Source organism: Kytococcus sp. HMSC28H12 (assembly GCF_001816045.1).
GTDB classification, from domain to species: Bacteria; Actinomycetota; Actinomycetes; order Actinomycetales; family Dermatophilaceae; genus Kytococcus; species Kytococcus schroeteri.
This window is the reverse complement of sequence record NZ_KV824528.1, coordinates 1-13,983: the sequence shown is the minus strand read 5'-3', so window position 1 is coordinate 13,983 and position 13,983 is coordinate 1. Positions and strand designations below refer to the sequence as shown.

The following is a 13,983-nucleotide window of genomic DNA, read 5'->3' as shown; positions in this document are numbered from 1 at the left end:
TCGTCTGGCACTGAGCCGCGCGGCACCTCGCGCCCGGGCGGTGCCCGGGCTCAGGCCAGCTCGGGCAGCGGCGGCAACTGCGGCTCGTGCAGCCAGGCGTGGAGGGTCTGTTCCACCAGGGCGCCCTGCGCACCGGACCCCTGCACGCAGTGGGCCACGAACTGGGCCGTGCTGGCCGTGCCGCCGGAGTGCGCCTGCACCCAGGTGCGCAGCAGGTCGAAGAAGGTCTCGTCGCCCACCACGGCGCGCAGCGCGTGGAGGGTGAGCGCGCCCCGCTTGTAGACCCAGTCGTCGAACATGCGGCGCATGGTGGGGGCCGCGAGGGTCACCCCGGCCGGCAGGTCCTCGAGCTCGGCGTGGTGCCGGGCGGCCTGCTCCTGCACGGAGGGGCCGGGCTCCCAGGTGCGGCGATGGTCGGACCACAGCCACTCGGCGTAGCAGGCGAAGCCCTCGTGCAGCCAGATGTCGCGCAGCAGCTCACCGGTGACGGCGTTGCCGAACCACTGGTGGGCCAGCTCGTGGGCCACCAGGCGCTCGTTCTCCCAGACCGCCTCGACGTAGTTGCGGCCGAAGGTGCTCAGACCCTGGGCCTCCAGCGGGATCTCCAGGTCGTCGTCCACCACCACCGCGCGGTACTGCGCGAAGGGGTAGGGGCCGAACAGCCCGCTGAGGAAGTCGACCATGCGCCCCTGGTGCTCGAGCGAGGTGCCCTCCCCCACCCGGACCGTCGGCGGGTGGACGATGCTCACCGGGACCGACGCCTCGCAGGGCGTCTCCACGTAGCGGCCGACCTGCAGGGTGGCCAGGTAGGGCGACATCGGGCGGTCCATCTCGTACACCCAGCGGGTGCGGCGCCCCTGGCGCTCGCAGACGGTGCGGGTACCGTTGGCCACCACCTGGTAGTGGGCGTCGGTGAGCACCTCGATGCGGTACGTGGCCTTGTCGGCGGCGTCGTTGTTGCACGGGAACCACGACGGCGCGCCCTGCGGCTGCGAGCCCACCATCGAGCCGTCGGTCAGCTCCTCCCACCCGGCCTCACCGTGGGTGCCGGGCACCGGGCGCGGCTTGCCGGACACCTTGAGCTCCAGCACGAGCCGCTCCCCGGCCCGCCGGTCCCCGACGGCGACCGACCAGCCACCGCTGGTGCGCCGGTACCTGGCCGGGGCACCGTCGACGGTGGCACCGCCCAGCTGGAGGCCGCGCAGGTCGACCTTCAGGTGGTGGGTCGGCTCGACGACCTCGACGTGCAGCCGCGCCCGCTCGTCGAGGCGGTTGGTCACCACGGCGTAGGTGAGCTGCAGGTCGTAGTGGTGGACGCGGTAGCGGGTGTCGCCGTGGCCGCGCAGGTACGGGTCGGGGTGGGTCATGGGCGCCTGTTCGCAGAGGGTTCGTCGGGTGGTCTTCGGGCTCGGGGGAAGGCGTCAGCCTAGTCCTCGACCCACGGGCCGATGGGGTTGCCGACCCACCGGGTGCGGTCGGGCGCGGACTCGCCGCGCATCACCAGGGAGCCCGGTCCCACGGTCGCGTCGCGGCCCAGGGTGGAGGCGGGGAGCACCACCGAGTTGGGGCCCACGGTGGACCCGGCCCGCAGGCGCACCGTGTCCATGGCCAGCACGCGGTCGTGGAAGAGGTGGGTCTGCACGACGCAGCCGCGGTTGACCGTGGCACCGGCGCCCAGCTCGATGAGGTCGTGCTCGGGCAGCCAGTAGGTCTCGCACCACACGCCACGGCCCACGCGGGCACCCATGACCCGGAAGTACAGGTTCAGCAGGGCGGTGCCCGGGACGGCGCGCAGCATCCACGGCACGGCCACGGACTCCACGAACGCGTCGGCGAGCTCACCGCGCCAGACCATGCCGGACCACAGCGGGTGCTCCGAGGGCTTCCAGCGCCCCACGAGCAGCCACTTGGCCACCACCGCCACCAGCACGGCGAGGACACCGCAGGCGAGCAGCACCAGACCGGAGGCGGCCGCGGCGGCGCCCCAGCCCCATCGGGCGGCGAGCCAGCAGAGGGCCGCGGCACCCAGCAGGTGCAGCACCAGGTGCGCCAGCAGCGCGAGCACGCGGCAGGACTCCACCATCGCCCGCAGCACGCGCAGGTGGCGCGGCGGGGCGTAGGTGCGTGCCGCGTCGACCTGGGAGGGGGCGCGGCGCAGCTTCTCCGGCGGCGAGCCCACCCAGGAGGCGCCGGCCTTGGCCTTCTTGCGGCGCGGCGCGGCCGAGAGCACCGCCACCAGAGACTTCTTGGGCACCTTGCGGCCCGGCGCGGTCATGCCGGAGTTGCCCACGAAGGCCCCGCGGCCGATCTTCACACGCTCGACGCGCATCCAGCCACCGCCGAGCTCGTACCCGCCGATGAGCGTGTCGTCGGCGAGGAAGGCCCCGGCACCCACCCGGGTGAGGCTGGGGATCATGAGCACCGTGGAGGCCTCGGCGTCCTTGCCCATGCGGGCGCCCAGGAGGCGCAGCCAGAGCGTGGTGATGGCGCCGGCGTACATGGGGAACAGCCAGGTGCGGGCCTCGTCCATGAGGCGCAGCGTGGCCCAGGCCTGCAGGGCGCGGCGGCTCTGCGTGGGGTGGTGGCCGCCCTGCAGGCCGATGCCGGCCAGACGCACCAGCACGAGGATGAGCAGCGCGAGGGTGGCGTAGCCCGCCAGGCCCGCCAGCGGCAGCCAGAGCAGGGCGGTGCGGACGGCCTCTCCCAGCGAGTCGGCCCCGGCCAGCGGGCGCCAGAGCACCAGTCCGCCGACGAGCGTGGCCACGAGCGGCAGCAGCGAGATGAGCACGCCCGTGAGGGCGTAGAGACCGGTGTAGACCGGGCGGCGGCGCGGGGCGTCGGCCCACGGGCCACGGGCCTGGCCGGCGCGGATGGCCGGGGAGCCCGACCACCGCTCGCCGGCGGGCACGTCCCCGAACACGGTGGACCCGGGGGCCACCTCGGCGTCGGCGCCGACGCGGGCACCGCCCACGAGGGTGGATCGGGCGCCGATGCGGGCTCGCTCCCCCACCTCGATGGGGCCCACGTGCAGGGTCGCGCCGTCCACCCAGTGACCCTGCAGGTCCACCTCGGGCTCCACCGCGCAGCCCTCACCCAGCGTGAGGTGGCCGGTGATCGGCGGCATGGCGTGCAGGTCCACGCCGCGCCCCACCCGGCAGCCGAGCAGGCGGGCGTACCAGCGCACGAGCCCGGCACCGGAGACCAGGCCCGCGCCCGCCTCGTCGGCGAAGCGCTCGGCGAGCCACAGGCGCAGGTGCACGCCGCCGCCCCGCGGGTGGGTACCGGGGCGCACCCCGGCCAGCAGCACCCGGGCCGCGAGGGCGGCCAGGGCCATGCGGCCGGCGGGCAGCACGAGGAGCACCCAGCCCAGGCCGAGCGCCCACCAGGGCGCCATCGGCACGAGCGAGGCCGCCTCCCAGCCCAGGAGGTCCAGCACGCGGGCCCCCAGGGCCACCCAGAACACCCACCGCAGACCGGTGAGCGTGCGCAGCCCCAGCAGGGCCAGCAGCTGCACGGCCTGCACGCCGCGGCCCACCGGGGGCACCTGCTCGTTGAGGCGGCCGGTGGGGCCGTCCAGTCCCTGCAGCCAGCTGGCGAAGGCACCGATGGTGTGGTGCTCGTAGACGTCGGCCACCGTCGCGTTGACGTACCGCTCACGGACGCGGGCCACGATCTGCGCCGCGGTGAGCGACCCGCCGCCCAGCTCGAAGAAGTCCTCGTCGGGGCTGGTCGGCCGGGCGCCCAGCACGGTGTTCCAGATGTCGGCCAGCCACTGCCCGGTCTCGTCCAGGGCGCTGTCGCCGGCGCCCTCCTCCTCGGGCAGTGGCCACGGCAGGGCGTCGCGGTCGATCTTGCCGCTGGTGCGGGTGGGAAGGTCCGGCACCACGGCCAGGCGCGGCACGAGGGCGCCGGGCATGTCGGCGCGCAGGCGGGCCAGGGAGGCCGCGCGGTCGAAGGCCTCGTCCACCGTCAGGTAGCCCACGATGAGGGTGTTGCCCGACTCGGTCCTGCGGATCGCCGCGGCGGCGCCCGCCACGCCCGGCAGCTGCAGCAGCGCGGAGTCGATCTCCCCCAGCTCGATGCGGCGCCCGCCCACCTTCACCTGGTCGTCCGCGCGGCCACGGAAGAGCAGCCCGGCGGGGTCGTTGACCACCACGTCACCCGACCGGTAGGCGCGCTCCCAGCCGAGCGTCGGCATCGGGGCGTACTTCTCGGCGTCCTTGGCAGGGTCCAGGTAGCGCGCCAGGCCGACGCCGCCGATGATCAGCTCACCCTCCTCGCCGGGGGCGACCGGCTGCCCCTCGGCGTCGACGACCGCCAGGTCCCACCCGTCCAGCGGCAGGCCGATACGCACCGGCGGCTCGGCCGTCACCTGCGCGGCGCAGGCCACCACGGTGGCCTCGGTGGGCCCGTACGTGTTCCACACCTCGCGGGTGTCGGTGGCGAAGCGCGCGCCGAGCTCCGGCGGGCAGGCCTCCCCGCCCACGATGAGCAGGCGCACCCGGTCCATCGCCTCGGCCGGCCACATGGAGACCAGCGTGGGCACGGTGGAGACCACGGTGATGTCGTTGGCCACGAGCCACGGGCCCAGGTCCACACCGGAGCGCACCAGGGAGCGCGGGGCGGGCACCAGGCAGGCCCCGTGCGCCCAGGCCAGCCACATCTCCTCGCAGCTGGCGTCGAAGGCCACCGACAGGCCGGCCATGACCCGGTCGCCGGGCCCGATGGGGGCCCCCTGCAGGAAGAGGCGCGACTCGGCATCGACGAAGGCGGCCGCGGAGCGGTGCGTGACGGCCACGCCCTTGGGCTTGCCCGTGGAGCCCGAGGTGAAGATCACCCAGCAGTCGTCCGCCAGGTCCGGCAGGGCGGGCTCGACCGGCTCGCGGTGTGCGTCCAGCCGGGAGGAGATCACGAGGTCGGCGCCCACCACGGCGGCGGCCTGCGACTCCTCGAAGACGGTGCGGGCGCGCTCGTCGGGGTCGTCGGCGTCCACCGGCACGTAGGCCGCACCGGCCAGCAGCACGCCCATGATCGCCACGTAGAGGTCCGCCGTGCCCGAGGGGACGCGGACGCCCACCTTGTCGCCGGCGCCGATGCCGAGCTCCGCGAGGCGCGCGGCGAGCTCGGCGGAGGCCTCGTGGAACTCGTCGTAGGTGAGCACGCTGCCGCCGGCGGCGACGGCGGGCGCGTCACCAAAGCTCTCGACGGTCTCGAGGAAGAGGTCCACCAGGGTGCGCGGCGCGGGGGCGAGGTGGCCGGCGCGCAGCGGGTCCTGCTCGGGGGGCGTCGGGGCGGTGGTCATGGCTGGATCCTCCCAGCAACGGAGTGGGGACGAACCCGGCGGACGGGGGCCCTGCCGGGGCGCCGGCGGGGACCCGTCGGCACGGCACGCCGGGGCGTGCGCGCAGCAAAGGAGCCCCACCCGGAGGTGGGGCTCCCACTGGTCGGGCTGACAGGATTTGAACCTGCGACCCCTTGACCCCCAGTCAAGTGCGCTACCAAACTGCGCCACAGCCCGATGCCCCGCGTGCGGAGCGGAGAGAACCATAACCCATCGGGCGGGCTCTCCCCCAACCAGCCCCCTCGGCGTGGTGCCTGCGGGGCCCGGTGGTGGGTGCGCTCAGCGGCGGCGGCGCTCCCGGACGCGCACCGAGATCTCGATGGGGCTGCCCTCGAAGCCGAAGCGCTCCCGCAGCTTGCGCTCCAGGAAGCGCCGGTAGGAGTGCTCCAGGAAGCCCGAGGCGAACACCACGAACGTGGGCGGGCGGCTGCTGGCCTGGGTGGCGAACAGGATGCGCGGCTGCTTGCCCGAGCGCACCGGGTGCGGGTGGGCGGCCACCACCTCGCCGAGGAACGAGTTGAGGCGGCCGGTGGGGATGCGCGCGTCCCAGCTCTCCAGGGCGGTGTCCAGCGCCGGCACGAGGCGGTCCACGTGGCGCCCGGTGGCCGCGGACATGTTGACCCGCGGCGCCCACGGCACCTGCACCAGCTCGCGCTCGATCTCGCGCTCCAGGTAGTGGCGGCGCTCGTCGTCGGTGGTGTCCCACTTGTTGTAGGCGATCACCAGCGCACGGCCGGAGTCGATGACCTGCTGCACCACGCGGATGTCCTGCTCGGCGATCTCCACCCCGGCATCGATGAGGACGACGGCCACCTCGGCCTTCTCCAGTGCGCTCTGCGTGCGCAGGGAGGCGTAGAAGTCCACGCCGCGGGTCTGGTGCACGCGGCGCCGGATGCCGGCGGTGTCCACGAACATCCACGTGCGCCCGCCCAGCTGGATGTACTCGTCCACCGGGTCGCGGGTGGTACCGGCCACGTTGTCCACCACCACGCGGTCCTCCCCCGCCAGCCGGTTGAGCAGCGAGGACTTGCCCACGTTGGGGCGGCCCAGCAGCGCCACCCGACGCGGCCCGCCCACGACGCGCCCGGCATCGGAGGCCGGCTCGTCGGGGAGGGGCGCGAGGATCTCGTCGAGCAGGTCGCCCGAGCCCTTGCCGTGCAGCGCCGAGACCGGCCACGGCTGACCCAGGCCCATGTTCCACAGCGCGGCGGCCTCGCCCTCCAGGTGCACGTCGTCCACCTTGTTGGCCACGAGGAGCACCGGCTTGTCCGCGCGGCGCAGCAACCTCACCACGTCCTCGTCGGCGTCGGTGGCACCGACGGTGGCGTCCACGACGAACACGATGACGTCGGCGAGCTCCACGGCCACCTCGGCCTGCTGGGCCACGTGACGCTGGATGCCCTTGGCGTCCAGCTCCCAGCCACCGGTGTCCATGACCATGAACGGCGTGCCGTTCCACTCCGCCGGGTAGGTCACGCGGTCGCGGGTCACGCCCGGCTCGTCCTGCACCACGGCCTCGCGGCGGCCCAGGATGCGGTTGACCAGGGTGGACTTGCCCACGTTCGGGCGGCCCACGATGGCCACCACCGGCAGTGAGGTGACCTGGTTGCCGTACTCGTCGAACCCGTCACCGCCCTCGATGAGCGCGGCGTCCTCGGCGTCGAGCTCGAACTCCTCCAGCCCGGCCCGCAGCGCGGTGGCGTAGGCGGTCTCCACCTCGGTGTCCGGCGCCGTGGCCTCCTCGAGCACCGCCGGGTCGTCCGGCACCACGTACTCCACCTCGGGGCCGTCCTCGGGCAGGGTCTGGTCGTCGTGCTCGGTCATGCTGCTCCCTCGGGGGTCGAGCCGGTGCCGGCGCGGTCGAGCACCACCGAGACGACGGCCTCCACCGAACCGGGCAGGTCCAGGTCGGAGGTGTCGATGGTGGTGACGCCGTCGGCGGCGGTGGTGAAGTTCGAGACGGTGGAGTCGTCGCGGTCGCGGCGCACCACCTCGTCACGGGTGGCCGCCGAGACGGCCTTGCCGCCGGTCTGCCGCTGGCGGCGGGCCAGGCGGGCCTCCTCGCTGGCGGTCAGCAGGATCCGCACCCGCGCGTCGGGCGCGATGACGGTGGTGATGTCGCGCCCCTCGGCCACGATGCCGCGGCCCGCGGCGTGTGTGCCGGCGATGATCTCCCGCTGCCGGCGGGCCAGCTCGCCGCGGACGTCGAGGTTGGTGGCCACCGCGGAGACCTGCGAGGAGATGCGGCTCTCGCGGATGGCGCGGCCCACGTTCTCCTGGCCCACCCAGACGCCGGGCTGCGCCGGGTCGGTGGACTGGTGCAGCGGCGCGGTGCGGGAAAGGTGAGCCACGGCGTCCACGTCGCGCAGGTCGACGCCCGCATCCAGTGCCGCCCAGGTGAGCGCGCGGAACATCGCCCCGGTGTCCAGGTAGGCCAGGTCGAAGGCCATGGCCACGGTGCGGGCCACAGTGGACTTGCCGGAGCCCGACGGGCCGTCGATGGCCACGGTCACCGGCACGTCCAGGTCGGCGATGCGGGGGTGGCGTCGGGTGGCGGAGTAGGGCAGGCGCATCACAGGTCCACCAGCTTCATCGTGCGGGCCAGCTCGTCGGGCGTCACCGCGCGCATCTTGCCCGGGCGCAGGTCGCCGAGGCGGACCTCGCCCACCTGCGTGCGCACGAGCTCCTCCACGGGGTGGCCGACGGCCTCCAGCAGGCGGCGCACCACGTGCTTCTTGCCCTCGTGGATCACCAGCTGCACCAGCGCCCACCCGGGCTGGGAGTCGATGACCGAGAACTGGTCGACCTTGACCAGCCCGTCGTCGAGCTCCACCCCCTCGCGCAAGGTGTTGCCCAGGCCCTTGGCCACCGGGCCGGGCACCTTGGCCACGTAGGTCTTGAGCACCTGGAAGCTGGGGTGCTGCATGCGGTGGGCGAAGTCGCCGTCGTTGGTGAGCAGCAGCAGGCCGGAGGTCTCCTGGTCGAGCCGGCCCACGTGGAAGAGGCGCTCCTTGCGGGTGAAGGTGTAGTCGCCCACCGAGAGGCGGCCCTCGTCGTCCTCCATGGTGGAGATGACGCCCACCGGCTTGTTGAACACCAGGTAGACCTTGGAGTCGTCGGTCTGCACCGGCAGGCCGTCGACGGCCACCTTCTGGCGCGAGGTGTCGATGCGCACGCCCAGCTCGGTCACCGGCACGCCGTCCACCTCCACGCGACCGTCGGCGATCATCTGCTCGCACGCGCGGCGGGAGCCCAGCCCGGCGGCGGCCAGAACCTTCTGCAGGCGCTCGCCGTCGGCGGTGTGCACGTCGTGGTCGGCCTGTGCGGCGGTGGGGCGGACGCGGCGCTTGCGCACCGGGCCGAAGCCGCCCGTGCCCCGCTTGCCCTGGCCGCTGGCGCGACGGGGTGCGTTCTCACGGCGTGTCATGACTGCTCACTCTCCTGCTGCTGGGTCGGCCCGTCCTCGGGCGCGGTGTCGTGCGGGTCGGGCTCGGGTACGGCCCCGGGGTCGGGCGCGACATCGCCCTCCGGGGCGGCGCCACCTTCCGGTGCGGCCTCGGTCTCCCGGGCGCCGGGCCGACGCGGGGCACCCAGACCCTCGGCGATGGCGTCGACGTCCCCGGCGTCGGGGAGGAAGGGCGCGAGGTCGGGGAGCTCGGCCAGGTCGGCCAGCCCCATCCGCTCGAGGAACTGGTGGGTGGTGCCGTAGAGCACCGCCCCACTGGGTTCGGCGCCCACCTCGGCGATGAGGCCGCGCGCCACGAGGGTCCGGACCACACCGTCCACGTTGACGCCGCGCACCGCGGCCACCCGGCCGCGACTGATCGGCTGACGGTACGCGATGACGGCGAGCGTCTCCAACGCCGCCTGCGTGAGCCGCGCCTGCCGGCCGCCCACGAGGAAGCGCTCCACGGCCTCGGAGTAGGCGGGGCGCGAGTACATCCGCCAGGCGCCGGCCACCTGCCGCAGGTCGAAGCCGCGGCCGGCCTCGGTGTACTCCTCGGCGAGGCGCTCCAGGGTGGCCCGGACCTCCTCGACCGGGGCGCCCAGGCCCTCGGCGAGGTCGGCGGCCGGCACGGGCTCGTCCACGACCATGAGCACGGCCTCGAGCGCGGCGGGCAGGTCGTCGGCCCAGGAGGGGGCCTCGTCGGGGGCGGTCACGGTCGGGTCACTCACGGGGTCCAGTGTGCCCGGTCGCACCCGGCGACCAGACGACCTCCATCGGGCCCAGGGGTGCCGACTGGGTCACGTCGACCGTCCCCGACCGGAGCATCTCCAGCACCCCGAGGAAACGGCCCACCACCTCCAGCCGGGTCGCGGCGTCCCCGATGAGCTCGGCGAAGGTCAGCCGCCCGGCCTCCCGCAGCCGCGCGGACATGAGGCTCACCTGCTCGGTGACGCTCACGGTGGGGGCGTGGAGGTGCTCGACTCCCACCACCGGCTCCGGGCGGGGGCTGAGCGCCCCGGCGGCCACCATCGCGAGCTGGTCGGGGGTGACGGTCATCACCAGGTCGGGCAGCACGGCGGCGAAGCGCTCCTCCAGGCCTGCCATGCGCGGCACCGCCCCGCCCGCCTGGCCGGTGCGCTCGGCCATCCACGCCGCCACCTGCTTGTAGGCGCGGTACTGCAGCAGGCGGGCGAAGAGCACGTCGCGGGCCTCGATGAACTCGAGGTCCTCCACCTCCGAGCGCGTCTCGGCCGGCAGCAGGCGGTTGGCCTTGAGCTCCAGCAGCGTGGAGGCCACCACGAGGAACTCCGAGAGCTCCCCCAGCAGCCAGGCCGAGGCGGCGCGGTCCCCACCGGCCTCGGCCTCCGAGGCGGCCCGCTGGGCCTCGCGCAGGTGGGCGATGAACTCGTCGGTCACCTGTGCCAGGGCGATCTCGGTGACGTCCAGCCGGTGCTTGGCGATGAGGCCGAGCAGCAGGTCGAAGGGCCCCTCGTAGGCCGACTGGTGCACGTGGAAGGGCACCGGCCGCCGGTGGGTCAGCATGCCGCCGGGGGTGGTCCCGGCAGCGGGTGGGGGCAGGTCGGTCACGGGGGCAGTGTGGCCGATGGCTCAGGCCACCGCGCCGCGGGCGATGAGCTCGCGGGCCAGGCGGCGGTAGGCGTAGGCGGCCGTGTGGTGCGGGGCGTAGCGGGTGATGGGCTCGGCGGCCAGGGTGGCGTCGGGGAACTTCACCGTGCGACGGATGGGGGTGGTGAAGACCAGCTCGCCGAAGTGGTCGGTGACGCTGGCCACGACCTCGCGGCTGTGCAGGGTGCGGCCGTCCACCATCGTGGGCAGGATGCCGTCGATCTGCAGCAGGGGGTTGAGGCGGTCGGTGATCTTCTCGATGGTCTCCACCAGCAGCGCCACGCCGCGCAGGGCGAAGTACTCGGTCTCCAGCGGGATGATCACGCCGTGGGCGGCGGTGAGCGCGTTCACGGTGAGCAGGCCCAGCGACGGCTGGCAGTCGATGAGGATGGCGTCGTACTCCTCGAGCACCGGGCGCAGCGCGCGCTCGAGCACCTGCTCGCGGGCCACCTCGTTGACCAGCTGCACCTCGGCGGCCGAGAGGTCGATGTCGGCGGGCAGCACGTCCAGGCCCGGGGTGCTCGTGGTCCGGATGACGTCGTGCACGTCGAGCTCGCGGGCCGGGCGCATGAGCAGGTCGTAGACGCTGTGCTCCGAGCCGGAGGAGCGCACGCCGAGGCCCACCGAGAGGGCGCCCTGGGGGTCGAAGTCCACGAGCAGCACCCGGCGCCCCATCTCGGCCAGGGCAGCACCCAGGTTGATGGTGGTGGTCGTCTTGCCCACCCCGCCCTTCTGGTTGCACAGGGCGATGACGCGGGCAGGGCCGTGAGAGGTCAGCTCCGGCGGCCGGGGGAAGTCGTCCAGGCGGGGGTTCTCCGCCAGGGCCACGGCGCGGGACACCCGCGGCGCAGCAACCGGCGCCTCGGTCGCCGCCGCGGCCTCGACTCCCTCGAGCGGCAGCTGCGTGGCCGCGGCGTGGTCCTGGGTGTCCGAGCGTTCGCTCACGGTGCCTTCCTCTCCTGATCGACGGGGCAACCCTACAGGCGCACCCGAGGCACCGTCGCCCCCTCATCCTCAACTCGACCCGTGGGTGACCCTCGACCTCAGGGTCATGCCCTCTCCTCGCTTCGTGACGTCATCGAGCGCGTGGGTGGGTCGCCTGGAAGACCTCGCGGAGGTGACCGGGGGTCACCCGCGTGTAGATCTGGGTGGTGGTGACCGACGCGTGCCCCAGCAGCTCCTGCACCACGCGCACGTCCGCGCCGCCGGCCATGAGGTGCGTGGCGTAGCTGTGGCGCAGGGTGTGCGGCCCCAGCCGCTCCCCCAGGCCCGCCCGCTCACCGGCCTCGGCCACCACGGCCCAGGCTGACTGCCGCCCCAGCCGGCGCCCCCGCTGGTTGAGCAGCAGCGCCGCACCGGCACCCCCGCTCGCCGCCAGCACGGAACGACCCGCCGCCAACCAGTCGCCCACGGCCTGGGCCGCCGCCCCACCCAACGGCACGTGGCGCTCCTTGCCGCCCTTGCCCAGCAGGCGCACCACGCGTCCCCGGAGGTCCACGTCGTCCACGTCGAGCCCGGTCACCTCGGACACCCGCGCGCCGGTGCCGTAGAGCAGCTCGAGCAGCGCCCGGTCCCGGCGGGCCAGGGCCAGCTCCCGCGGCGCGGCGCCCCCCTCCACCGGGGCGGTGGCCTCCAGCAGCCGGGTCACCTCCTGCACCGAGAGCGCCTTGGGCAGGCGCTGGCCCGTGCTCGGCGGGGTCACGTCGGCGGCCACGTCGGCGGGGACCCAGCCCTCCAGCAGGGCGAAGGCGTGGAAGCGGCGCACCGCCACGAGCATCCGCGTCACCGACGACCGAGCCCGTCCCGAGGCCGCCAGCGCCTGCAGGTGGTCGCGGACGTCCTGCGTGGTCACCGCCGCCCACTCCCGGCACCCGGCCTCCTGCAGGAAGCGCACCCAGACCACGAGGTCGCGCCGGTAGGCCGCGAGGGTGTTGGCGGCCAACCCCCGCTCCACCGACAGGTGGGCCAGCCACTCCTCCACCGCCGGCCACAGTGGCCCGTCCACGCCCGTCGGCCCATTGCTCCTCATCCCCCCAGTGTGAGGCAGGCTGGCCCCATGGCCTGGTACTCCTCCGCCCCCGCCCGTCGGTCCGTGCAGGTGCTCTCCGACCTCGCCATGGCCGGGTGGACCCTGCTGTGGGTCCTCGTCGGCCGCGCGGCGCACCACCACGTGCTCGAGCGCTTCGCCCCCGCCGAGCGCCTCGTGGAGAGCGGCGACCGCATCAACGACGGCGTCCAGGGAGCCGACCAGCGCCTGTCCGATCTGCCGCTGGTGGGCGACCTCGCCTCGGGCGTGCTCGACGGGCTGCTGGGCGTGGGCGACCCGGTGACCGAGACCGGCCGGGAGCTGCTGGCCTCCGGGGAGCGGCTGGCCGACACGATGTGGCTCGCGGTCACCGGCCTGCCGGTGCTCACCGCCCTGCTGGTCTGGCTGCCGGTGCGCCTGCACTTCGCGGTGCGCTCGGCGGCCACCGCCGCCAACCTCCGGCGCGTGGACGACCCCGAGGCCCTGCTCGCCCTGCGCGGGCTGGCCACGCTGCCGGTGGGCACACTGGCCTCCATCGACCGCGACCCCGTGGCCGCCTGGCGGCGCGGCGACGAGGAGGTCGTGCACGAGCTGGCCCGCGCCCAGGCACGGGAGCTCGGGGTGCAGCTGCCTCAGAGGTCCCGCAGGTAGGGGTTGCTGGCCCGCTCGTGGGCCATCGTGCTGGGGCGTCCGTGCCCCGGCAGCACCATCGTGGCGTCCGGCGTGGGCAGCACCACCTCGCGCAGGGAGCGCTGCATGGCCACCGGGTCCCCGCCCGGCAGGTCGGTGCGGCCGATCGAACCGGCGAACAGCACGTCGCCGGTGAACGAGCTGGCCTGCAGGTCCGAGCCGGCGCGGCGCACCTGCTCGGGCACCTTCTGGACGTCGTAGAGCACGCTGCCCTCGGTGTGCCCCGGGGCGTGGCGCACCTGCCAGGTCATGCCGGCCAACTCGAGGGTGGCCCGGTCGGTGACCTCGTGCGCGACCTCCGGCTCGGCCCAGGTGAACGAGCCGCCGTACTCGCGCTGCAGCATCGCCCACATCGGTTCCGAGAGGCCCTTGCGCGGGTCGGTGAGCCGGTAGCGGTCGTCGGTGTGCACGTAGGCGCCCACGGTGCCGCCGCAGACCGGCGTGACGCTCACGGTGTGGTCCAGGTGCCCGTGCGTGAGCAGCACCGCCGCGGGGCGCAGGCCGTTCTCGCGCAGCGCCTCCCGCAGGCGGTCGACCACCCCGAACCCGGGGTCGATGACGACGCACTCCTCCCCGGCCTCGGGGGCCACGACGTAGCAGTTGGTGCCGAAGGCGGTGGCCGGGATGGCGAGGGTGAACATGGCCGCCAGCGTAGGCGGGCGCACCCGCGGACCACCGGCGGCGCGCCCCACGCACCTTGGCGCACCCGGGCCACGGCGACTACCTAGACTGGCCCGAGCGAACCGTCCGCCGAGAGAGGCAACCATGAACGCGGCTGATCAGACCACGTCCACCCCCGAGGGCCCCGAGGGCACCCCGGCCGGCCAGGAGCAGGCGCCCACCGACGCGGCA

The 13,983-nt window shown here is 74.4% G+C and carries 11 protein-coding genes and 1 tRNA gene; 1 reads left to right on the top strand and 11 read right to left on the bottom strand.

The window, feature by feature from the left end; all coding sequences use genetic code 11:
* Window positions 1–50 precede the first annotated feature (50 nt).
* From HMPREF3099_RS07740 to HMPREF3099_RS07695, 10 genes are all read right to left on the bottom strand, one after another.
* On the bottom strand, window positions 51–1,367 hold the full coding sequence (locus HMPREF3099_RS07740; protein ID WP_070705443.1) for a M1 family metallopeptidase: 1,317 nt from the start codon (window positions 1,365–1,367) through the stop codon (window positions 51–53).
* Between the two features lie 59 nt (window positions 1,368–1,426).
* The gene (locus HMPREF3099_RS07735; RefSeq protein WP_070705442.1) at window positions 1,427–5,302 is read right to left on the bottom strand and encodes a Pls/PosA family non-ribosomal peptide synthetase; all 3,876 of its coding nucleotides are present in this window, start codon (window positions 5,300–5,302) and stop codon (window positions 1,427–1,429) included.
* Between the two features lie 139 nt (window positions 5,303–5,441).
* Window positions 5,442–5,518 (bottom strand) — tRNA-Pro (locus HMPREF3099_RS07730).
* A gap of 102 nt (window positions 5,519–5,620) precedes the next feature.
* A complete protein-coding gene (gene der / locus HMPREF3099_RS12930; RefSeq protein WP_083323617.1) occupies window positions 5,621–7,165 on the bottom strand; it encodes a ribosome biogenesis GTPase Der in 1,545 nt (514 codons plus the stop codon).
* Window positions 7,162–7,914 carry a (d)CMP kinase gene (gene cmk, locus HMPREF3099_RS12925; RefSeq protein ID WP_070705447.1) on the bottom strand — a complete coding sequence of 251 codons (753 nt, stop codon included), beginning with the start codon at window positions 7,912–7,914 and terminating at the stop codon, window positions 7,162–7,164. Before cmk ends, der begins: the two co-directional genes overlap by 4 nt.
* Window positions 7,914–8,768, bottom strand: a complete 855-nt coding sequence (locus HMPREF3099_RS07715; protein ID WP_070705441.1) for a pseudouridine synthase — start codon at window positions 8,766–8,768, stop codon at window positions 7,914–7,916. The genes cmk and HMPREF3099_RS07715 overlap by 1 nt, the downstream gene beginning before the upstream one ends.
* The gene (scpB, locus tag HMPREF3099_RS07710; protein WP_083323616.1) at window positions 8,765–9,517 is read right to left on the bottom strand and encodes an SMC-Scp complex subunit ScpB; all 753 of its coding nucleotides are present in this window, start codon (window positions 9,515–9,517) and stop codon (window positions 8,765–8,767) included. Before scpB ends, HMPREF3099_RS07715 begins: the two co-directional genes overlap by 4 nt.
* Window positions 9,510–10,376 (bottom strand): segregation and condensation protein A, encoded by an 867-nt coding sequence (locus HMPREF3099_RS07705; RefSeq protein WP_237769796.1) that lies wholly within the window; start codon window positions 10,374–10,376, stop codon window positions 9,510–9,512. The genes scpB and HMPREF3099_RS07705 overlap by 8 nt, the downstream gene beginning before the upstream one ends.
* Before the next feature lie 21 nt (window positions 10,377–10,397).
* The gene (locus HMPREF3099_RS07700; protein ID WP_070705440.1) at window positions 10,398–11,360 is read right to left on the bottom strand and encodes a ParA family protein; all 963 of its coding nucleotides are present in this window, start codon (window positions 11,358–11,360) and stop codon (window positions 10,398–10,400) included.
* 130 nt (window positions 11,361–11,490) lie between these two features.
* Complete coding sequence (locus HMPREF3099_RS07695) at window positions 11,491–12,444, bottom strand: site-specific tyrosine recombinase XerD (protein WP_070705439.1); 954 nt, start codon at window positions 12,442–12,444, stop codon at window positions 11,491–11,493.
* Between the two features lie 27 nt (window positions 12,445–12,471).
* Here HMPREF3099_RS07695 and HMPREF3099_RS07690 point away from each other — a divergent pair, with 27 nt between their 5' ends.
* Entirely contained in the window at window positions 12,472–13,092 is a 621-nt protein-coding gene (locus HMPREF3099_RS07690) for a hypothetical protein (protein WP_070705438.1), read from the top strand.
* On the opposite strand, the gene HMPREF3099_RS07685 is transcribed toward HMPREF3099_RS07690, so the two are convergent.
* The gene (locus tag HMPREF3099_RS07685; RefSeq protein ID WP_070705437.1) at window positions 13,074–13,772 is read right to left on the bottom strand and encodes an MBL fold metallo-hydrolase; all 699 of its coding nucleotides are present in this window, start codon (window positions 13,770–13,772) and stop codon (window positions 13,074–13,076) included. The two genes, HMPREF3099_RS07690 and HMPREF3099_RS07685, sit on opposite strands and share 19 nt — an antisense overlap.
* Window positions 13,773–13,983: the final 211 nt, after the last annotated feature.